Genomic DNA, 22946 nt, shown 5'->3' on the forward strand with positions numbered 1-22946 from the left:
ACAGCGTATTCGGTACATTTGTTAACGAAATAGCCCGTATGCATCATTTCGTTGTCATAGGACACGGATTGACTGTGTAGTGTAGAATTATATAATAAAAGAAGCATATCCTTGTTATTCGACAGAAGAAGGTGGAGGTGAACGCATTGGGAAATTGAAACTGCATATGAGCGGCAGAATAGCAAATATCCTACATTTTCGAAGGAGGTGGACCTATTTGCCGAAGAATGACGGCGAATAGGATGATAATTTGAGTGACCCCTTACCGAGTATATTGAATTTATTTTTAATTGCTTTGCTTGTATTGATGAATGGTTTCTTTGTCTCAGCAGAATTCGCGATGGTCAAAGTTCGTGGCAGCCGGATTGAAGCTTTGGTGGAAACAGGCAATAAAAATGCGATGTATGCTTCCAATATTGTACGCAACCTAGATGCTTATCTATCCGCGTGCCAATTGGGCATCACGCTCGCTTCACTTGGACTCGGATGGCTGGGAGAGCCAGCGATTGCTCACCTGTTAGAGCCCATGTTTACTGCATTAGGAATGGGACCGGTATATGTACACGGAATTTCCATTGCGATTGCTTTTATTATTATTACGATTTTGCATATTGTACTCGGGGAACTTGCTCCCAAGACGATGGCCATCCGCAAATCAGAGACGATTACGTTATGGTCTGCGGCGCTGCTTACGTTCTTTTACAAATTAATGTATCCCTTTATCTGGGCCCTGAATGGAATGGCGAACAGCCTGCTGAGAGTGTTTCGCATGGCACCGGCCTCGGAGCATGACTCGGCGCATAGTGAAGATGAAATACGCATTCTGATGAAAGAAAGCAATAAGAGCGGTTTAATTGACAATACTGAATTGGCGCTTGTTGATAATATATTTGATTTTACGGCAACGACCGCCCGTGAAATTATGATTCCGCGGACGGAAATGATCTGCCTGAATGCCAATCAGTCCATGCTGGAAAATTTGGAAATTGCCAGTGAAAGCATGCGCACCCGTTATCCGGTTTATAACGGTGACAAAGATCATATTATCGGTTTCATTCACATCAAAGACCTGATGCGGTCTCAGCTTACAGATACAATCTCGGTGATCCGGCCGATTCTCGCCGTACCCGATTCTACCCCGATCAGTGACCTGCTCAAGCGGATGCAGCGCAGCAAGACACAGATTGCCATCCTGATTGACGAATACGGGGGCACATCCGGTCTTGTGACGCTTGAAGACATCATGGAAGAGATTGTAGGCGAGATTCAGGATGAATTTGACCAAGAGCGGCCAGCGATTGAGAAAGTGGATGAAATGGAATACTCCATTGACGGCCTCATGCTGATTGAAGAGGTTAGTGAGCGCTTTGGTCTGGATATGGACCGGGCAGACTATGACACGATTGGCGGCTGGTTATACTCCAGAGTAGAAGCCATCCCACCAGAAGTGGGGCAATCGGTAGAGTATGGTGGTTATGTCTTTGTTATTCAAGAGACCGAGCATAAGCGGATTTCACGTGTAAATGTGATTAAGCTTGATCTGATGGTAGAAGGCGAAGGGGCCTGATCCAAGGTGTTATTTATGGAGAAATGAGATCTGGTCTATAGAAAGGCCGTACGGTGGATTAATTCACTGTGCGGCTTTTTGTGTTTACCCTATAAACGTAGCTCGCACGGCTGTAAACAAGGTATAATGGAACGACTTTGCAAGATAGGAGAGGTTGAGATTGAGCTATCGCATTGAGTTTGGATTTACGCCTGTATTTGAATTCATGGCCAGTTTGCATACATATATTTGCCGGAAATCGCATAAAAAGATTGATTTATCCATAGCTTGGGCGCAAGGTACAGAAGGGCAGCTAACCCCTGAGCTTGCTGCTGTTTTGCAAAATATGAACGTGGATGATGATTGGAAATGGATGTATTTACTTGTCTGTTTGCGAGTGGAAGCTGAGGAGCCGGAAGATTTTATTGAATGGTTCAGCCAACGAACAGTGCTTGAGCTCCGTGACATTTTTGCCCGGTACAGTTTCCCCTATACGGATGATATCGCTGCCTTTCAGACCAAGATGACCTATGTCTTGACCGGATGGAACGATCAATATTTTCGCTTGCTGGATCCCGTAATCTTACAACATCAGCGCCACGAGGTTATGAACCGTAAGAAGCAGTTAAATCAATCTCCCCAGAAAGAGGTACTCGACGATGCGACCAATGGGTTGATGTTCCGGGATATGAAAGGGCTGGAGAGACTGCTGCTTGTGCCACAATTTCATTTTCAGCCGTTAAATGTCATCCTGCATTTTGGGGATACCCTGCTGTGTCATTATTCCTCCAGATTGTATATGGGAGACCATGAGTATATTCCGACCCATCATTTACGCGTGATCCGCAGCTTAGGAGAGAAGAATAGACTGAAAATCATGCGTTTTCTGCATCAGGGACCGCATTCGTTTATAGAGATTGTTCGTCACTTGAAGCTCTCCAAAGGAATTACTCATGATCATCTTTCCAAGCTTCGTGGAGCAGGATTGGTCTATGCGCATTTTGAAGGAGAGAGCCTGGTAGAGTATTCACTTCGTCTTCATGCACTGGAGCAAATTTTGCCGAATGTCATGAATTATTTGGAGCAATAACGTTTATCAAAATGTGGTTTTTAGAAAAAAAGTTTGCCTCTGATCCAGCCGTATGTTTGTTGTGGTCGAACTGAAATTTATTCAGGAAATCCGCACTAAACATACGGCTATTTTATCGCTTTAAAGTGGATATTAATGGGTTTAATATAAATATTTTTTTGTGGTTCTCTATTTACAGAACCAAATGCGGTTCTTATAATAGGGCTTATCGAACTTATACCTTACTAATTTCATAGGAATTATATATATATTCTGAATTATTTCGGGAATTAGGAACGGCTGAGCGAGAAAAATATGGACTATTTATGAATTGGGGAGGATTTTATGAGATTGAAAGGTTTATCTGTGGCATCGTTAATGATCAGTAGTGCAATTGTGTTATCTGCATGTGCTGGTAGTGGAGGAACAGAGAGCACTTCTTCTGGAAGTGGAACAACGAATTCGGGCACAAAGGCGACTCCGGTTGCTGCAGCACTGGATGCACCCTTTCAGGCGACGGACCTGAATCAATTACCTGAGACCGCAAAAAAACGGACGGATACGGTTATTGTGGGACTTACGGATCCCAGCGGGGCTTTCACACCGTACTTCCACCAGAGCGGATATGATGGCAACGTTGCCTCATTGCTTTTTGCTTCGCTGGTTACTGTGGATGAGAAAGGACTGCCTGTGGCGGACCTGGCTGAAAGCTGGGACGTATCGGACGATCAGCGTACATACACGTTTCATCTGAGAAAAGATTCCAAGTTCAGTGACGGCTCGCCGCTCACCGCTGATGATGTTGCTTTTACCTGGACCATTCTGCACGACAAGTCGTATGACGGTGGATTTGATATTTTCTCCACCAAGGTTAAAGGTGGCAAAGCGTATACCGAAGGAAAGGCAGATCACATTGAGGGTATTAAGATCATTGATCCGTTAACGATCTCGGTCACTCTGGAGCAACCAAACGCGACTGCATTGCTTACACTGGGCTCTGAAGTATTGTCCAAAGCCTACTACGGCAAAGACTATCAATTCGGGAAGCTCGAATACATTAAAAATCTTCACGCCACGCCTGTAGGCAATGGCCCTTACAAACTTGAAAAGTTCATTCCGGGTCAGGAAGTTCGATTCGTTGCGAATGAATTCTACTACAAGGGCAAACCGAAAACGGAGCATTTCATATATAAAACATCGGAAGGAGACACCTGGCAGTTTATTGAGACCGGAGAGATCGACTTCACTTCGTTCACGGCTACTCAGGAGAATATTGATAAGTTGAAAAATATCCCATACCTCAACCTTCTGCCTTACACACCAAGTACATACGGATATTTACAGCTCAATCTGGAACATGAACAGCTTCAGGAAAAAGAAGTACGCCAAGCCATCACGTATGGCCTGGATCGTCAGTCCATCTATGTGGACGCTAACCAGGGGGCAGGCGCTGTTGCCAACATTCCGACTTCACCTATTTCCTGGTCATATACGGAAGAAGGCATTAATCCATACGCCTATGATCCGGACAAAGCCAATCAATTGCTGGACGACGCTGGCTGGGTGCCTGGAGCGGATGACATCCGTGAAAAAAACGGGAAGAAGTTGTCCCTGCATTTCCTCGGAACGAAAAGTCCGGCCACGGATATCTTCATTGCAGTTGCCAAAGAAAACTTTGAAGCGATTGGCGTGCAGTTCCAGCCTGAAGTCTTCGCTGATTTCAACTCGCTTGTCTCCAAAGTGGAGGGCGGCGATTACGACATGGCTTCCTTCTCCACCGCGATGCTAACGGATCCTGCGGACGGGGTACTGCAATTTGTGGATGGTGAGCTGAAAGGGTACGACAATCCCAAGGTGAAAGAGCTTTTCAACAAAGGCCTGGCTACGACAGACATTGAGGAACGCAAGGCAGTATACAAAGAGCTGTACCAGTTGCTCAATGATGAGCTGCCTGTCATTTTCACCAGTTACAAAAAAACAGTCTACGCCTATAACGGTCGGATCGATGGGCTCTCTGTCAGTCCATATCGGGGGATTGCAACCAGCTTGCCGGAGTGGTCTCTGAAATAAGCGGTCGTACGAATCAAGAGCATAAATGAGAAATAAACAAAACGTCCCTTGCGTTTGCGATATCGCAGATGCAAGGGACGCATTGATAAGGAGCCTGATATGAGCACTTACATTGTGAAACGGATGACATATATGGTTCTTATTTTGCTGGCCGCCTCCGTTCTGATTTTCAGCCTGTATGCACTTACACCTGGAGACTACATCTCCAGCAATATTAAACTGAGTCCTGAGCGTAAGGCCGAACTGCGCGAATTGTATGGACTGGACAAGTCGGTTATCGAACGGTACCTCATCTGGATGAAAAATGCTGTACACGGAGACTTCGGATATTCATTGGCACAACAAAAGCCAGTGCTCGCGCTATTCAACGAATATATCTGGAATTCATTCCTGTTAGCTGCTGTGACCACATTCCTGACCTGGTTCATCGCGGTTATTATCGGTGTGATTGCTGCCTATAAGCAGTATTCGTGGTTCGATACCTTTGTGATGATAGGCATCTTTGCCGCCATGTCCGTGCCATCCTTCTTTATCGGATTATTTTTGATTAAACTGCTGGCGGTTGACTTAAAATGGTTGCCTCCAGGCGGCATGATGACCACAGGAAGTAATGCCATCGGTCTGGCGTATGTTAAAGAGGTAATTCAACATATGACCTTGCCTGTAATTGTCATGACCCTGCTCGGGGTAGGCTCACTTACCCGTTACTTCCGCAGCAACATGATTGATGTGATCAAACAAGATTATATTCGAACGGCACGAGCCAAAGGATTAAAAGAAAGCAAAGTGTTATATACCCATGCCTTGCGCAATGCTCTGCTGCCTGCGATTACACTGATTGGGTTCGAGCTGCCATCCTTATTCGGTGGTTCATTGATCATTGAGAAAATATTCAGCTGGCCCGGTATCGGTCAGTTATATATGCAGTCCTTCTCCCTGCGGGATTATCCGCTGCTGATGGGCTTTACCATGTTCATCGCCATCCTGACCGTCATTGGAACGCTGCTGTCCGATGTGCTCTATCACATCGCCGATCCGCGTGTCCGTTTGCAATAAGGGGGCTATGAACATGACAATCTCTTCATCGTCTGTAACGAGAAATGCCCCAGAATCTGCCTTGCCTTTAAAGGTTCCTGCCAAGTCTTCTTTATGGAAATTGTCGCTGCGAAGACTGCTCAAAAACAAACTTGCCGTTGGCGGATTCATCGTGGTTTTGTTGATGTTTGTGGCCTGTTTCATTGGACCGCTGTTCTCACCTTACACCGATAACAAGATCAATATGGCAGCAATGAAACAAGGTCCAAGCATTCATCACTGGCTTGGTACGGATGCGCTCGGCAGGGATGTGCTTACCCGCGTGCTGATGGCTGGCCGTATCTCGCTCACCGTTGGTCTGGCCTCCATGGTTCTATCCGTCTTTATCGGCTCCTTGCTTGGAGCCATCGCCGGATATTATCGCGGCATTGTTGATCAGGTCATTATGCGGATTGCCGACTTGCTGCTTACCATTCCCGGACTGCCGCTGCTGTTTATTTTCGGCGCGTTGTTATCGGATTGGAAAGTTCCGCCAGATTCCAGAATGTATATCGTCATGCTGATGCTCAGCTTTGTCAACTGGCCCGGTATGGCCCGAATGGTACGAGGACAGATGTTAAGCTTGCGTGAGCGGGAATTCATGCAGGCTGCTGTTGTTCTTGGCTTGCGTGACCGACGGAAACTGTTTCACCATCTTCTGCCCAATATCGTTCCGCTTCTCATCGTCATGGCGACTCTGAATATCGGAGGGTCCATTCTCAGCGAATCGGTGCTCAGCTTTTTTGGACTGGGTGTCATGCCACCAACGCCTACATGGGGCAATATGATCGATGCGGCCAACAACATGATTGATTTTCAACAGCATCCGTGGTTATGGATTCCGCCAGGACTGTCCATTTTCGTGACCGTTATTGCGATTAACATTTTTGGTGATGGTCTTCGAGACGTATTAGATCCCAAACAGAAGAGAAGGTGAGCACCTCATGCAAAATATGATTGAAATTGAACAACTTGAAACTCATTTTTATTCAGAAGAAGGCCATGTCAAAGCTGTGGACGGCGTAAGCCTCAATGTACGAGAAGGGGAGACGGTGTGCATCGTTGGTGAATCAGGCTGCGGCAAAAGTGTAACCGCCATGTCGATTATGGGTTTAATCGAAGAACCGGCAGGCAAGGTGGTAGGCGGTGCAATTCGTTTTGGAGGGCGGGATCTGCTCCGTGAAAGTAAATCCTCGCTGCGTGCCATTCGGGGCAATGACATCTCCATGATTTTCCAGGAGCCGATGTCATCTCTGAATCCCGTTCTGAAAATCGGTGAGCAATTGATGGAGCCGCTGATTGTACACTTGAAAATGAGTAAAAAACAGGCTCGCGCAAGAGCAGTTGAGTTGATTGCCGAAGTTGGCATTTCACGACCGGAACAGATTGCGAACAGCTATCCGCATGAGCTGAGTGGAGGTATGCTGCAGCGCATTATGATTGCCATTGCCATCTCATGTAACCCGAAACTGTTAATTGCGGATGAACCAACCACCGCACTGGATGTGACCATTCAAGCACAGATACTGGATATGTTGCAGCACATCAAATCCCAGTCAGGAACCTCCATTCTGATGATCACACATGACCTTGGAGTTGTAGCCGAAATGGCGGATTATGTCGTTGTGATGTATGCAGGCAAAGTGGTGGAGGAGGGGGAGGTTGTGCAATTGTTTGAGTCTCCCAAACATCCATATACCCAGGGATTGCTCCGTTCCAAGCCGATTATCAATCAAAGGCAGGATGAATTGTATTCTATACCCGGACATGTACCTGATCCGTTATCCTTAAAAGATTCCTGTCATTTTGCTGATCGTTGTGAGCACTGTATGTCGATATGCACCACACAAATGCCGACGCTCAAGCAGCTTGGACCTGGACAGAAGGCTGCATGCTGGCTGTATGAGGAGGCATTAAGTCATGTCTAAACCTTTATTGGAAATTGAACATCTTAAAACCTATTTTCCAGTGCGCAAAGGCTTATTGAATCGTACAGTAGCCCATGTGAAAGCGGTCGATGATATCAGCATCACGATCCATGAAGGAGAGACGTTTGGATTAGTGGGTGAATCCGGAAGCGGCAAGAGCACTGTTGGAAGAACCATCGTACGCTTAACAGAGAAAACAGAAGGACAGATTCGTTTTCAAGGTGTAGACTTGCATCATTTGTCTATGCAGGAAGTGCGGAAGATCCGTCCGCAGCTTCAACTTATTTTCCAGGACCCATACAGTTCACTGAATCCGCGCATACGTATTGGTGATGCAATCGGGGAGGCTGTACTGGATCACGGATTGGCGACCGCAAGCGAGGTGCGCGAGCTCGTCAAGGAGGTACTCGGAGCCTGCGGATTGTCATCCTACCATATTGATCGTTTTCCCCATGAGTTCTCTGGGGGACAGCGACAGCGGATTGGAATTGCACGTGCTTTGATCTTAAATCCAAAACTGATTATCGCAGATGAACCGGTATCTGCATTGGACGTGTCTATTCAGGCTCAAATTATTAACCTGTTCAGACGGCTTCAGCAAGAGAGGGGCCTTGCTTACTTGTTTATTTCGCATGATCTGAGTGTGGTGGAACATCTGTGTGACCGCATTGGAGTAATGTATCTGGGCTCCATGGTCGAGACGGCTTCCAGAGATGAGTTGTTCGGCAATCCTCTGCATCCGTATACGAAAGCCTTACTATCAGCCGTACCTGTACCGATTCCCAAATTGAAACGGGAACGAATTGTGCTTAAAGGGGATATCCCAAGTCCAGTGAATCCGCCAACAGGCTGCAAGTTCCATACGCGTTGTCCATGGGCAGAAGATATCTGCAAGCAGCAAACGCCAACATATCGGAACATAGGATCGGATCATTTTGTAGCCTGTCATTTGGTCTGAGGCAGGTGAGAATAATTTCATATCAACGTTATCTTATGAATACGGAATGGAATTATTTAGGTTCCATCCATTCTGTATGTATTCACCCGAATGCATCAAAGGACCAAAAGACGCTGCCGACATGTAAGTCGGTGCGTCTTTTATTTTTTTGAAACCTTCAAACCACTACATCCGTTTAATATTTACACAAAATCAAAATTTGGAAAATGAAAGGTGGATACATATGCGGAAAATGAGAATAACGTCCATGCTGAAAGTCATGATTGTTGCAGCGCTATCGGCACCAATAATTCTTGCTCTACCAACGGCTGAGGTAGCTGTCGCCAGTCCAAGTATCAAGCCTCACGCGCTTACTCCACCACCACCGCCCTTGGAACCAAGTGTTCATGCATTGACATCCCCGAAATATATTTATCAGGCAGTCGGAACGGTTACACCTGGAGGGGGGCTGACTGCGATTGTAAATACAACGACAACAACCTTCTCGGAAATGAAATCACTGCAAGTCGATTATCGACTTGAACGCTGGACGGGATCGGCCTGGATACTCTATCAATCCGGTTCCAAGAAGAAAACCCAAACGCAGACTCTTAATGCCCAATCGAGCTGGACTGTTATAACCGGATATTACTATCGAGTCGTCAGTCTTCACACGGCCGACGACGGGGTCAAACCTGAGACGACAACACATATTTCAAGCAACGTATTATTTTAATTTATTTTAGGGTACTACCTGGAAATTTTTGTTCCTGCAGGTCATTGGCAATAGCAATCATCTCTTCTTCCGAGACGGTTCCGAATAAGCTCATGTTTACAGAACCCATCATCCATTGAAAGGTATTATAGGGGGGTCCGAGGTACATAAATGCCTCGCTGCCATCAGCCAATTTGACGATACTTGTTTCGCGAAGCATGGGCCCCTCAATGATCTGACCAGGCGAAACATAGGCATAATCAAACTGAATGACTTCTTCTTCACCATTTTTGCCTTCTCCGCTATAACGAACCCTCATTCGTTGAGATTCGTAATAATCTTCCGGATTGACGGGATTGAGGGTATCCAGCATGAGCTCAAATTTGATCTTTGTAAACCGCTCGGGAATAGCTTTTGATAACAAAAAATCACCTTTAAATCCCGAGCGTGCGATATCCTTTGTTACGATAATAGGTTCAAGTAAGTGTGACGTCTCATAGAAGGGGAGCTTAATCTCTCCATCTGCTTCTACAGGTGGTTCATCTCCACTGGAAAATGTGGGAGCCTCATTGATTCCTCGTTCAGGAGGTGGAGGTGTCTTGGCTGTCGACGGATCAGCGCCTAGATGAGTAGTACGATCCTCAATAACGATGGATTTCATACCATTGCCCCAGTCCTTGATTGATTGTACAAAAGGAGAGACGGCTTGCGTCCCAGTAGGCATACTGAAGATAACGGCGCCGATGGTCACAGACGCTGCCACAATGACAGATAAACGTATGGTGCGCATTCTTTTCTTGCGTACGCCAACCCGGGCAATCTCCTTTTGAACGTGGAGCCAGGATTGACGCATAGGTTCGGTGTTGGAAGCAGGGAAGGCAGATACAGCCTGACGGAAGGCTTCGTCAAAAGCCGTATCAAACGCGGCATCAAAGTATTCATCTTCCAGCTCTGGATCGAATGAATCAATCTGCTTATCGGACTTGCCTTTGCTCAATGCTTCCACCCCATTCCTTATGTAATTTCTTCTTTATACTTCCCCGGGCTCTGAACAAACGTTGCTTCACAATTTCTTCGGATGTATCCAGTAGATCAGCCATTTCCCGATAGGAAAGACCCTCTTTCCAGCGCAGTTCCACGAGTACACGGTATTCTGGCTTAAGCTGTTCCAGGTAGAACTCGATGGATTCCTGCATCATTTGAGTCTCCACCGTGCTCTCCACGGAAGCTGCCGTCTGATTCATTGTCTCCATATCTATAAAAACACTATCCGTATCCAGTTGGTTACGGTTATTTTTATTTTTTCTCAGATAATTAATGGCGGTATTCCGTGTGACTACCTTCAGCCAGGCTTTCAGTTTGACCTCGTTGTCGAAGAGAGGTTTGTTTTTAATGATTTTGATAAAAGCTTCCTGGATAACATCTTCTGCTGCTGCACGTTCCTTGATGATGTAAACGATGAGACCATGTACCATATTATAGTATTCGTAGTACACTTCTTCTTGAAGCTGCGGGCCCAAATTATGGAAATCCGAGGCTAAAAGTAATTGGAGCCGATTGGCCATGATGTTCTCCTTTCTGGTGAACAATCCACAAACATTGGTATCATTTCATTTTACAACATTATATGGAAGCGATACAATGGGAGGTTAGCCCGACAGAATAAGGAAAAGTATATTCTGAATTAGAGAGAGGCCGCCTCATACTAACCAGTAAATGATGGTCAGTAGGGCAGCCTCTAAATGATATTTAATAATTATGGAATTTTATCAGTTTCAACTAGCTTCAGAAAGCCCAGTCACCTTTTAGGAAGATGGCTTCACGCTCGCCATTCGCTGTCACGCCGTATATGTTCGTTTCCGGCGATCCCATCATGAAGTCCACGTGAGTAATGCTGGAGTTCATGCCGCGAGCTGCAAGCTCCTCGGTTGACATGGTTTTCCCACCATCGATATTGAAGGCATAGGAACTGCCGATAGCGAGGTGGCATGAAGCATTCTCATCATATAGCGTTGTGTAATAGAGAATACCGCTTTCCGAGATTGGTGAATGGAAGGGCACCAAAGCAACCTCACCGAGGTAATGGGACCCTTCATCCATGTTAATGAGCCGTTCGAGTGTATCCTGACCTTCTTCGGCATGAAAATCAATGATGCGTCCCTTCTCAAATGTTAGGGAGAAGCGATCAATAATACTTCCCCCATAACTGAGTGGTTTGGTACTGGACACTTTACCGTTCACGCCGTATTTGGCTGGGGCAGTGAATACTTCCTCGGTCGGAATATTGGCGACAAAACGAGTGCCTTGTTCATTAACACTACCAGCCTGCGCCCAGATATGTCCTTCAGGAAGCTCAACGGTAAGGTCTGTTCCAGGTGATACAAAATGCAAAGCTTTATATTTTTTGCTGTTCAGGGCAACTGCTTTGTGCTCCAAACGCTCAATATGCTGCTCCCAAGCTGCTACTGGATCATCCAGATCGGCTCTTACAGCAGCAAAAATGGCTTCCCAGAGCTGATTCATCTGCTCGGCAGCTGGAAGGTCGGGAAACACTTTGGCGGCCCAATCCGGTGAAGGACAGGCTACTCCTGTCCAACTCATTTTGTCGGCCTGCTGATATTGACGGTATTTGGACATCGCCTGACCGTATGTACGCTGATGGGTGGAAATGCGTTCTGGATCGATTCCTTTCAATAGGTCCGGGCTGGATGACAATACGGTCAGGAATGCAGCATTGTTCGCTGCCAGCTCCTCAAGTTCAGCGGCATGCCATTTCGGTGGGTCTTGAAAGGAATCCTCAGGCGCCATTTCAAAACGTAATCGATTGACCGTCTCGTCTCCGTATTTGACGATGACATTCTTAGCTCCGGCCTCGTAGCCTTTGCGCACCAACAAACGCACGAATTCAGCTGTATCAATCATGGCGCTGATGACGAAGATTTGTCCGGGCTGAACGTTGGCTCCAACTTTTACGGCCAGTTCAGCATAATGATCCAGTTTTTGTTCAAAACTCAACATATCAAGTTCCTCCATATCATGAATGCCCCGCTTACGCAGGAAAAGAGAGGAATGACCCTCTCTCTCATCTACACCGTTTAAATTAGAAAGCCCAGTTGCCTTGCAGGAAGATCGGTTCTTCGCTGCCTTCGGAAGTGACACCGTGAATGTTCATTTCTCCTGATCCAATCATGAAGTCCACATGAGTGAGACTGGAGTTCATGCCATGGCTGACCAATTCATCCTTGGACATTGTTTTGCCACCTTCCAGACAGAAGGCATAAGCGTTACCGATCGCCAGATGGTTGGATGCATTTTCATCAAAGAGGGTGTTGTAGAACAAAATATTCGTATCGGAAATTGGCGATTGATGCGGAACGAGAGCTACCTCGCCCAGATAATGGGCGCCTTCATCCATTTCAATCAGGCTTTTCAGTGTATCGAGTCCTTGATCGGCAGTATAGTCAACGATCCGACCATTTTCAAAAGTCAGGGAGAAGCCGTCAATCAGGTTGCCGCCGTAACTCAGAGGCTTCGTGCTGCGTACAGTGCCATTAACTCCGGTTTTGAGTGGAGCGGTGAACACTTCCTCTGTAGGCATATTGGCAACGAAGACATGTCCTTGTTCATTGATGCTGCCACCGGATACCCATATATGACCTTCGGGAAGTTCAATCGTAAGGTCTGTGCCAGGGGCCGTATAGTGAAGCTTTTTGTATTTTTTTTCGTTAAGCAGATCGGCACGAGAATCGAGATTCTTCAAATGCGTTTTCCATTCTGCGACAGCATCCTGTTCTCCAATGCGAACGGTTTTGAAGATAACATCCCACAATTTATCGATTTGCTGCTCTGCCGGAAGATCAGGGAATACTTTGGCTGCCCATTCAGGAGAAGGAACGGCTACGATGGACCAACTGAATTTGTCTGCCATTTGATAGGAGCGATATTTTTCCAATGCTTTACCGCGAACTTTCTGACTTGTCACGATCCGTTCCTGAGGAACACCAGCAAGTAAATCCGGGTTTTCTGCGATAACATGCAGAACGGCGGCGCCTTCTTCAACAAGTTCGGTCATTTCACCTGCAAACCATTTCGGCTCAATGGAGAATGATTCTTCTGGTGCCAGATCATAATGAAGACGTGTGATTACCTCATCACTCCAGTTCACTTTGACCAGTTTGGCACCTGTCCCATAAGCCGCTTTGACGATCAAACGCACAAAATGTGCTGCCGAGATGGGTGCGTTCACGACAAGAGTCTGCCCCGGATGGACATTGACACCAACTTTGACAGCCAGTTCGGCATATTGCTGTAAATTCAATTCAAAATTGTTCATGCTATTTTTTCCTCCAATTTGGTATAATGTCGTAGCTGTTTGTTATTATAGTCCTCATTACAAGTATGTAAGGAGTTAGTATGGTTCCCTCATTGAATAAGGTATACGTTGCTACAATATATATTGTACAATTAACCAATAATAATTACCAAACTAGGTTTACCATAAATTGTGGAGACCCGCAACAGTTGAGAGATAAAAGGAGAGAACGATTGTGAATATTGAGATTATTCGTGCAGAGATGCGTCGTGAAGACGAAAAAAATTATGTAGGGAATACGGTTTTTCGTGCAGAAGGCGAAAAGTCAGTATATGAGATTACGTTCATGAGCAAGAACGGCAAGGATTGGGATTATAGTCTGCATTTCACCGAACAGTCCGGGGATGAAGAGGAATTGCTGCGCATGGACGAGCTGCTGGAAAACGACGACGATATGTACAATCAGCTGCTTGATGCGGCGCTGGATGCTTACCCGGCGTAATATGTCCGAGATTCCTTGTTCTAATATGGGATGTAGCTGATTATACTAGACGGTGTATGCCTGAAACAGGGTGTACACCGTCTATTTTATTGGATGTAAGGAATAGATACTCCAGAAAAGGGAAGTCTATGACAGATGAATGGAACCAGAGAGACAATCCGCCTGAATGGGAGGTAACCGTGAATGGCATCTGACAATCTGATTACAGCAGGGATGACGGGACTCGAAGAAGTCGCGCACGATATCCTCAGTCTGCGTACACTGTTCGTTAATGTTGTGTTTATCGGTGAGCCGGGAAGCCGAAACTGGGTGCTCGTGGATACAGGAGTAGCGAGTTTCACCGATCAGATCCTTCATGTTGCAACTGAACGCTTTCCTGGTCCTCCGTCTGCGATTATATTGACACATGGTCATTTTGATCATGTAGGGACCGTCATCGAATTGGAACAATTCTGGGGTGTCCCGGTGTATGCACACCCGCTTGAACTGCCTTATTTGACAGGTGTGAAGGATTACCCTCCGGCGGACCCTACCGTAGGTGGAGGTTTGATGGCACGGTTGTCATTCACGTATCCCAATGAAGCCATCAATCTGGATGATCGGATATTCAGTCTGCCGGATGACCATTCCATTCCAGGAGTTTCGGCTTGGAAATGGATACACACCCCTGGTCACACGCCGGGGCATGTTTCACTATTTCGTGAAGAAGATCGTATCCTGATTGCCGGAGACGCGATTGTCACGGTAAAACAGGAATCGCTCTGGAATGTGCTGCTTCAGGACAAACAGTTACACGGTCCGCCCGCATATTTCACGACAGATTGGCAAGCGGCTCATCAATCAGTACATCATATTCGCCAATTGCAGCCGAAGGTTGCTGTTACAGGGCATGGACATACCTTAACCGGCGATATGTTGAGGGATTCGCTGAAGCAACTCGATCTGGATTTCGAAGAAACTTCCGTTCCGGATCATGGCAAATATGTGGACTGACTGAGCCGGGGTTAGGAATACATTCCAAAGAATTGTGGAAGGGTTCTATTATGGCACATGAGCCTATAGAGACAGCTGCGAAGCGCCGCGGCTGTCTTTTTTGTCTTTCCATGATGAATTTGTTCTCTATCATAGATTGGTATTTTGTGCCCGGGCATGATATAGTCGAGCCGTATAATATAACCTTAGTATGCAGGAGGTACATATAACGATGACACAGCAGAATGCAGCTTTTGAAGAACAATTTGGAGGTATACCGGCTGTCTGGCTTCGCTTTGATCAGTTTGAAGCAGCTGTCATTCCAAGCGTGGGTGCCAACCTTGTCGCTTTCCGCGATACAGAGCGGGGATTCCGCTATTTGCGGGAGCCGGATCAGGAGCATATGGACGATTTTATGGCTGCTCCTGCCGTATATGGAATTCCGATTCTTTCTCCACCAAATCGCTATGAGGATGGTCAATTTCCCTGGGATGGCAAAGTCTATCAATTGCCTATAAACGAACCAGCTACAGGCAACCATTTGCATGGGTTTTTGCACAATGTTGAGTGGAAGGTTGAGGGTTATGGATCTGATAAGCTGGAGAGTTATGTCGTACTTAGTCAGGAAGTCAAGGAAGGACATGTGTTCCATCAATACCTGCCATTCACATTTACTGTGACGCTCCGTTATTCGCTAAGCAGCCATGGACTTCAACAGCAATTGAATGTCCGCAATAATGGTCAGGAGCGTATGCCGAATCTGTTTGCATTTCATACCGCAATCCGTGTTCCATTTGCACCGGAAAGCCAAGCATCCGATTATACGGCCAAAGCAACAATTGGACAACGCCGGGAGTTGAATGAACGTTCCTTGCCTACGGGACAATTTCAACCGCTTACACCAGAAGAAGAACAATTAAAAGGTGAGGGTGTCAGTCCGTTTTTTGCAGCCATGGATAATCACTACACGGCAGAACCTCAGAATGGGCGTAACTATATGGAACTGACTGATCATCGTACCGGCGACAAGCTGGTGTATGATGTAGGGACTTCCTACAAGCATTGGATGATCTGGAACAACAACATGGCGGGCGACTTCTTCTGTCCTGAACCACAGATGAACCTGGTTAATGCTCCGAATGTACAGGGCGTTCCTGCTGAAGAGATCGGTCTTATTGGTCTTGAGCCTGGTGAAATATTCGAACAATCCAGTCGTTTGTACCCAATCAAGCCACAAAAATAAACATTTGCACGTTTTGCGTCACGCTTACAATTTTGTCGAAAAGGTGAAAACCTGGCAGGCAATCATGTATAATATGACAAGATACACAAGCTTTGCTCATAAAGAGCATTTTGCATAAATCCCCAGCGATCACTTTGGAATCAACAAATGCAAGATGCTGTGAACAAAAGAATGTATACGTATTTTGTAGAGACACAAACCATCTTTTTGGAGGAGGAGAAGCAAGTGGAATACCGCATTGAGAAAGATACGTTAGGTGAAATGAAAGTACCAGCCGACAGGCTGTGGGGAGCTCAAACGCAGCGCAGCAAGGAGAACTTTCCGATTGGTCGCGAGCATATGCCGATGGAAGTCGTACGTGCTCTTGCCATTTTGAAAAAAAGCGCTGCTGCAAGCAATCATAAATTGGGTAAACTATCGGCTGCCAAATCAGATGCGATTGCTTATGCCGCTGATGAAATTATTGCTGGCCGGATTGATGATCATTTCCCGCTCGTGGTATGGCAGACGGGTAGCGGAACACAGTCTAACATGAACGTGAACGAGGTCATTGCCAATCTGGGTAACCAGTTGCTTGAACAGAAGGGCAAGGAAGAACGTCTGCATCCGAATGATGATGTGAACATGTCCCAGAGCTCCAATGATACATTCCCGACGGCTCTGCATGTTGCGGGTGTGCTTGCGGTTGAAGATCAGCTCTTGCCGGCAATCGCAGTGCTGAAAGCAACTTTTGCAGACAAATCGGAAAAATTCAAAGATATTATCAAAATTGGACGTACTCATCTTCAGGATGCAACGCCAATTACACTCGGTCAGGAGATCAGCGGCTGGGAAGCGATGCTCGATAAGAGTGAACGCATGATTCGGGATAGTGTCAACTATATGAAAGAACTCGCAATTGGTGGTACGGCTGTTGGAACCGGAATCAATGCACATCCCGACTTTGGTGATTATACAGCCAAGGAGATTGGTAAACATACAGGTAAGGATTTTGTATCCGCTCCAAACAAATTCCATGCACTTACGAGTCATGATGAAGTCGTTTATGCTCACGGTGCTGTTAAAGCGCTTGCAGCTGACTTGATGAAAATTGCCAATGATGTACGCTGGCTCGCGAGTGGCCCACGCAGTGGTCTGGGAGAGATTCGTATTCCAGAGAACGAACCGGGCAGTTCCATTATGCCGGGTAAAGTGAATCCAACCCAGAGCGAGGCGATGACCATGGTCGTTACGCAAGTGATGGGGAACGATGCAGCGATCGGCTTCGCGGCAAGTCAGGGTAACTTTGAGTTGAATGTGTTCAAACCTGTTATTATCTATAACTTCTTGCAATCTGTTCAACTTCTTGCGGATTCCATCGTTGCGTTTAACGATAAATGTGCAGTCGGCATTGAGCCTAACCTCAGCCAGATTGAACACAATCTGAATAATTCCCTTATGCTGGTTACTGCTCTCAATCCTCACATCGGTTATGAGAATGCAGCCAAAATTGCCAAGCTTGCACATAAGGAAGGGCTGTCTCTGAAAGAAGCTACATTACAGACAGGTCTGCTTACGGAAGAGCAATTCGATCAATATGTGGACCCAGCGAAAATGATAGCTCCGAAAGCCTAATTCCATCCGAATTGGAAGCATCGTAATCCTTATGAAGACGACCTGCCCGAGCAGGTCGTCTTTGGATTGGGACAATGACCATATATATGCTTGTCATACTATACGTATACGTATAAACTACATATGCAACTCTTTATTAGGTATGGGAATTGTTTATTTCATTGGAGGTTTCAGCGTTGTCGAAAAAGAGAAGATTTACGATACGCTCCAAAATTCTATTGGGCTATCTTATGGTGGTGCTATTATTTGGTGCTGTTTTACTGATTCTATCAGCTCAAATTAATGTATTGCAAAAAGAGAATGATTTTATCAGCCACCATGACCTAGAAGTGCACAACCTGACCAACACGATTGAGAAAAATGTGCTGAACATGGAAACAGGACAGCGTGGATACATGATTACAGGGGATGAAAGCTACCTTGAGCCATATAGACAGGGGCTCGCGCAGTGGAATTACAACTATGATCAGTTATTCGCATTGATCAGTGACAATCCTTCTCAGCAGCGGAGTTTGCAAAACATCAAAACACATATTACACGCTGGATTGAGATTGCCGGAGAACCTTTGGTAGAACTGAAGAAACAAGGGGATCAAGCGAAAGTGATTGCGTTTTTTCAATCCGATCCAGGCAAAAATGAAATGGATTTGTTGAGGTCTCAGCTTGATTCCTTTCGAACCACAGAGATTGCTCTGACCGAAACAAGAGTAAATGAACTGGCTTCACGAAGTTCAACGTTACTTACAGTCATGTACACACTATGGGGAATTATTGCTGCATTGTCCATTACGGCTGGCTTGGTTGTATCAAGCAATATTGTCAAAACCTTGCGAGATGTAATACAAACGATCACGGATATATCCAGAGGGGGAAATTTAACGCAGCGGGTTCATGTACGAACACATGATGAAGTAGGTGATCTTGGGCAAGAGACCAATCACCTGCTTGATACGGTACAGGAACAGAATCGATTGAAAAGCAAGATTGCCGATATAGCCACTCTGCTGCAAAATCCAAATCATTTGGAGGGACTGTCACGGCTGTTCCTGAACCAAATCGCGATTCTGTTGGAAATTCCTTATAGCGTCTTATATTATTGGAAGGATAATCGACTGATTCGTATTGCGGCATATGCAGCTGACGGAGAAAATGAACGTTCACTTGGTAAAGTATCCATCGCACCAGGTGAAGGTCTTGTCGGTCAAAGTGCTATTGAGAAACGGATTTTGTGTATGAATGACCTGCCGCAAAACTATATTCGCATTTCCTCAGGTCTTGGATATGCATCCGCTACTTCGGTTACGGTTGCTCCAGTCATATTTGAAGGTAAAACAATTGCTGTGATTGAACTCGCCTCTATGAAATCATTGCAGGAGAATGATATGAAGATGCTTGGCGAATTGATTGAAATTTTCAGTGTCTCCCTGCATTCGACTGCTACACGTATGGAATTGCAGCAATTATATGATGAATCTCAGGTACTCAATGAAGAATTGCAGGCACAGTCTGAAAAACTCCAGCTTCAAACCGAAGAGATGGTATCTCAGACTGAAGAGTTACATATGCAGACAGAAGAGCTGCATATACTGAACGAACGTTTGGAGATACAGAAAAATGCAGCAGAAACCTCAGCCAGCGAACTTGCAAAAGTAGCGGATCAGCTGCGGACCAGTTCCGGTTACAAGTCTGAATTCCTCGCGAATATGTCGCATGAACTGCGTACTCCGCTAAACAGTATGCTGATTTTATCCGAGATTTTGGCTGAGAACAAGCATCAGAACTTAAACAGTGAAGAACAGAAATATGCTTCGGTGATTCATGCATCAGGCAAGGATCTGCTCAACCTGATTAACGACATTCTCGACCTTTCCAAAGTGGAAGCCGGAGAGATGGAAGTGGATTTTGATGATGTTTATCTTGAAAGCCTACCCGAAGTGATGAATCAATATTTCCTGAAGACGGCTGAGCAAAAAGGAATTGATTTTCGGATTCAGCTCCAAAGCCCTTTGCCGGATACGATTGTTTCCGACGAGATGCGCTTACACCAGATTTTGCGGAATTTGCTCTCCAATGCATTCAAGTTTACCCATGAGGGCGAAGTGGCCTTAACGATCTCCAGAGTGAGTCTGGCCAGTCCTGAAGGGAATGAGATGGAGATGGATGCTATTGCCTTCTCGGTTAGTGATACGGGAATTGGCATTGCTGACAACAAACTGTTACAGATCTTTGATGCGTTCAAGCAGGCAGACGGAGCCACGGCCCGAAAATATGGCGGAACCGGACTGGGACTGTCGATCTCTCAATCCCTTGCCAATCTGTTGGGCGGATCGATCTCGGCCACAAGCCGTGAGGGACAGGGAAGTGTCTTCACGCTGTTCCTCCCGCTGAGAACGGAAGAGCCTGAGGTTATGCAGACCTCCAGATTGTTCTTGAATGAGGTTGCCGTCACGGCTCCTGAAGCAACCATAACTTCAGAAGTGAATTTAACAAACATCGAGACGCTGCTGACTCCACTGGAAGAATCGTTATTGAACGGGCGCCAAGTGCTTGTGGTGGATGATGATATTCGGAATGTATACGCCTTGGCAAATGCCCTTGAGCAATATGGCATGAATGTGATCACAGCACAGAATGGATACGAATGTCTGGAGATGCTGGAACGTGGGGAAGCGAACCCGGATATTATTATGATGGACATCATGATGCCAGAGCTGGACGGGTATGAAACCACTCGCCAGATCCGGGAGAGATTGAATCTCAAGCAGCTCCCTATTATAGCTCTGACTGCGAAGGCCATGAAAGAAGATCGTGACAAATGTATTGCAGCAGGAGCATCGGACTATATTAGCAAACCGCTGAATATGAAAGAGGTACTGTCCCGAATGAAACTATGGCTGAGTCATGAAACATTGGGAATCTGATCTTTCATCACCCAGATGAACCATATTGAAATTAAAATTGAAACCTATGCCAGTTGCGCAATGATTGCTGCAATTGTGTCATAGGTTTTATTTTTTTCTCATGTAAGCTTTTCAAATCAAAATGATGTTATAATACTTAACAATATTCAATGTAGATTTCAAAAATATGGACAAAAATGAGTATTGAACCTTTGCTTCTGTCCAAGTCAACCGCTATTTGCGTTATATATATGGGAGGTAATGTCCATGCAGCTTACGGTTAAAGAGGCTTTAAAGGTATACCCATTGTCTGAGGCCAGACTAGTTGCAGGTGGGGAAGGGACTTCGCGGATGATGAAATCCGTTAACGTCATGGACGCTCCAGATATAGCGGATTGGATCAAATCCGGAGAATTGCTGTTCACAACAGCATTTATTATGAAAGATAACGAGACGGATGCACTTCGTTTAATGCGCCGCCTGAATGAACGCGGTTGTGCCGGACTTGGCATTAAATTGGGCCGCTTCTGGCAGTCCATTCCGCAAGGAATCATTGAGGAAGCGGATCGATTGAGGATGCCTCTGCTCGAACTGCCGTTCCAATTCACGTTTTCCGACCAGATGAATGCGTTGTTCAAGGCCGAACATGAACGCAGCAATCGGTTGCTCCATGAGGTGGTACAGAAACAGAAAAAATTGATGCAGTTTGCATTGCAACAGCAGCTGCATCGGAATGTATTCGCTGAACTTGCTACCGTGTTGAATTACCCGCTTGCGGTGATTGGCTCCCGAGGACATGTGCTCTATGGAAGCGAAGGTATTGCCGGAGATGCGGTTGTACAGGGTTGGCCCTGGAAATCCGTCATGCACCGGGTGAAATGGAATCAGGGTAGTTGCCATCGGGTGCCCATCAAACAGAATGATGAAGAATACGGATTCTTGCTCGTCTTTACAGACTCTGCCCTGTCTCTTAGAGCGGAGGAAGAATTATTCCAGCAGGCTGCGGATGTCCTGGCATTCTATATGGATATGACCTATCGGGAACACATTAACCCGACCGTTCAGGATGACATGCGAACACTGCTGACCCAATATTTGGATAACAAAATGACATCGGATGAACTAACCAGGCTCAGTGAGAATAAAGGTATTCACCTGTTCCAGGGGACCTATCAGTGCGTGTTGATCACACTGGAACCGTCTGTTTTTGCGGAAGGAAAACTACTGAAGCAGATCCACCGTGAGTTGCAGTACAATCCGCTTATGCAGTTCACAGCCTCACAGCATTTCCAGATCGAAGATGGCTTATTATCCATCTATACCTGTCCAACGGGGCGGGATTATGGAGAGGAATTATCAGCTTTCCTGCTGAATCGATTCGGTGATGTTCTCGCGGCACAGGAAGCCAAGGGAGAATCTGCTCCGCGGTTCTGGATCAGCAAAATGAAGCATGAGCCGAAATCGCTGCGAGAAGCGTATCAGGAATGTCTGGATACCCGGAAGCTGGCTCGTCGATTCGGCATGAAGGATCGTGCTCTCCAGTTCGAGATGTTGGAATTCGCCTATGTGTTTCAACATGTACCGGATAACATCATGGAGAATTACTGCAACAAAGTACTTGAGCCATTATTGGCCAGGGATGGTGACCCCAATCAGGTGCTGATGAATACGCTGGAGTCATTTATCGAAAATGATGGACTCATTAACGAAGCTGCCAAACAACTGTTTGTGCATCGGAACACCGTCACCTATCGGATGGAGAAAGTCGGAAGTTTGCTGCAGATGGACTTTAAGAAGACGAATGACCTGTTGAAATTAAAGCTGGTGTTCACCTTCCGTAAGTTTGTTCGTGACAAAACATCGGCAAGAACACATTCGCAGCAGCATTAATCTGACGGTGGAACCGTATATTTATATCCTTTTAGGATGATAATCAGTATCCTAATCAAGTGTTGTGCAGCAAGACAACGGAGCAGCCGTGTCAGATAAAACCGTATTTCCCTTGAGGGAATGCGGTTTTTTTTAGGTTTTTATTGCATTGGATTGATCATCTCCCGTGCATTG

General features: G+C 46.0%; 18 protein-coding genes. 14 read left to right on the forward strand and 4 right to left on the reverse strand.

Features of this window, described 5'->3' with window-relative positions; genetic code table 11:
- Positions 1-250 precede the first annotated feature (250 nt).
- The 8 genes from PPA03S_RS02825 to PPA03S_RS02860 all read left to right on the forward strand — a co-directional run bounded on the left by PPA03S_RS02825 (position 251) and on the right by PPA03S_RS02860 (position 9360).
- Entirely contained in the window at positions 251-1567 is a 1317-nt protein-coding gene (locus PPA03S_RS02825; protein WP_062319576.1) for a hemolysin family protein, read from the forward strand.
- Positions 1568-1727: 160 nt separating this feature from the next.
- The gene (locus PPA03S_RS02830; RefSeq protein ID WP_245683496.1) at positions 1728-2636 is read left to right on the forward strand and encodes an ArsR/SmtB family transcription factor; all 909 of its coding nucleotides are present in this window, start codon (positions 1728-1730) and stop codon (positions 2634-2636) included.
- 324 nt (positions 2637-2960) lie between these two features.
- On the forward strand, positions 2961-4685 hold the full coding sequence (locus PPA03S_RS02835; RefSeq protein ID WP_062319578.1) for an ABC transporter substrate-binding protein: 1725 nt from the start codon (positions 2961-2963) through the stop codon (positions 4683-4685).
- 99 nt (positions 4686-4784) lie between these two features.
- Positions 4785-5741 carry an ABC transporter permease gene (locus tag PPA03S_RS02840; protein WP_062319580.1) on the forward strand — a complete coding sequence of 319 codons (957 nt, stop codon included), beginning with the start codon at positions 4785-4787 and terminating at the stop codon, positions 5739-5741.
- 13 nt (positions 5742-5754) lie between these two features.
- The gene (gene opp4C / locus PPA03S_RS02845) at positions 5755-6696 is read left to right on the forward strand and encodes an oligopeptide ABC transporter permease (protein WP_062319583.1); all 942 of its coding nucleotides are present in this window, start codon (positions 5755-5757) and stop codon (positions 6694-6696) included.
- A gap of 7 nt (positions 6697-6703) precedes the next feature.
- On the forward strand, positions 6704-7687 hold the full coding sequence (locus PPA03S_RS02850; protein WP_062319585.1) for an ABC transporter ATP-binding protein: 984 nt from the start codon (positions 6704-6706) through the stop codon (positions 7685-7687).
- Positions 7680-8645, forward strand: coding sequence for an ABC transporter ATP-binding protein (locus PPA03S_RS02855; protein ID WP_062319586.1), 966 nt, complete (start codon positions 7680-7682; stop codon positions 8643-8645). Before PPA03S_RS02850 ends, PPA03S_RS02855 begins: the two co-directional genes overlap by 8 nt.
- 223 nt (positions 8646-8868) lie before the next feature.
- Positions 8869-9360, forward strand: a complete 492-nt coding sequence (locus PPA03S_RS02860; protein WP_062319588.1) for a hypothetical protein — start codon at positions 8869-8871, stop codon at positions 9358-9360.
- Between the two features lies 1 nt (position 9361).
- On the opposite strand, the gene PPA03S_RS02865 is transcribed toward PPA03S_RS02860, so the two are convergent.
- The 4 genes from PPA03S_RS02865 to PPA03S_RS02880 form a co-directional block, all read right to left on the reverse strand.
- The gene (locus tag PPA03S_RS02865) at positions 9362-10345 is read right to left on the reverse strand and encodes a hypothetical protein (RefSeq protein WP_217998912.1); all 984 of its coding nucleotides are present in this window, start codon (positions 10343-10345) and stop codon (positions 9362-9364) included.
- On the reverse strand, positions 10314-10904 hold the full coding sequence (locus PPA03S_RS02870) for an RNA polymerase sigma factor (RefSeq protein ID WP_062319592.1): 591 nt from the start codon (positions 10902-10904) through the stop codon (positions 10314-10316). Before PPA03S_RS02870 ends, PPA03S_RS02865 begins: the two co-directional genes overlap by 32 nt.
- A 220-nt stretch (positions 10905-11124) precedes the next feature.
- On the reverse strand, positions 11125-12357 hold the full coding sequence (locus PPA03S_RS02875; protein ID WP_062319594.1) for an aminopeptidase: 1233 nt from the start codon (positions 12355-12357) through the stop codon (positions 11125-11127).
- An 82-nt stretch (positions 12358-12439) separates the two neighbouring features.
- A complete protein-coding gene (locus tag PPA03S_RS02880; protein ID WP_062319597.1) occupies positions 12440-13672 on the reverse strand; it encodes an aminopeptidase in 1233 nt (410 codons plus the stop codon).
- A gap of 214 nt (positions 13673-13886) precedes the next feature.
- Between PPA03S_RS02880 and PPA03S_RS02885 the strand changes: the two genes are divergently transcribed.
- From PPA03S_RS02885 to PPA03S_RS02910, 6 genes are all read left to right on the forward strand, one after another.
- The gene (locus PPA03S_RS02885) at positions 13887-14153 is read left to right on the forward strand and encodes a hypothetical protein (RefSeq protein WP_174532100.1); all 267 of its coding nucleotides are present in this window, start codon (positions 13887-13889) and stop codon (positions 14151-14153) included.
- A gap of 183 nt (positions 14154-14336) precedes the next feature.
- On the forward strand, positions 14337-15146 hold the full coding sequence (locus PPA03S_RS02890; protein ID WP_062319599.1) for an MBL fold metallo-hydrolase: 810 nt from the start codon (positions 14337-14339) through the stop codon (positions 15144-15146).
- Positions 15147-15357: 211 nt separating this feature from the next.
- Entirely contained in the window at positions 15358-16368 is a 1011-nt protein-coding gene (locus PPA03S_RS02895; RefSeq protein WP_062319601.1) for an aldose 1-epimerase, read from the forward strand.
- Positions 16369-16593: 225 nt separating this feature from the next.
- Positions 16594-17982, forward strand: a complete 1389-nt coding sequence (fumC, locus tag PPA03S_RS02900; protein ID WP_062319921.1) for a class II fumarate hydratase — start codon at positions 16594-16596, stop codon at positions 17980-17982.
- Positions 17983-18158: 176 nt separating this feature from the next.
- Positions 18159-20903, forward strand: coding sequence for a CHASE3 domain-containing protein (locus PPA03S_RS02905; RefSeq protein ID WP_068963919.1), 2745 nt, complete (start codon positions 18159-18161; stop codon positions 20901-20903).
- A gap of 246 nt (positions 20904-21149) precedes the next feature.
- Positions 21150-22772 (forward strand): PucR family transcriptional regulator, encoded by a 1623-nt coding sequence (locus tag PPA03S_RS02910; protein WP_062319603.1) that lies wholly within the window; start codon positions 21150-21152, stop codon positions 22770-22772.
- Positions 22773-22946 lie beyond the last annotated feature (174 nt).

Source organism: Paenibacillus pabuli NBRC 13638 (genome assembly GCF_001514495.1).
GTDB lineage: Bacteria > Bacillota > Bacilli > Paenibacillales > Paenibacillaceae > Paenibacillus > Paenibacillus pabuli.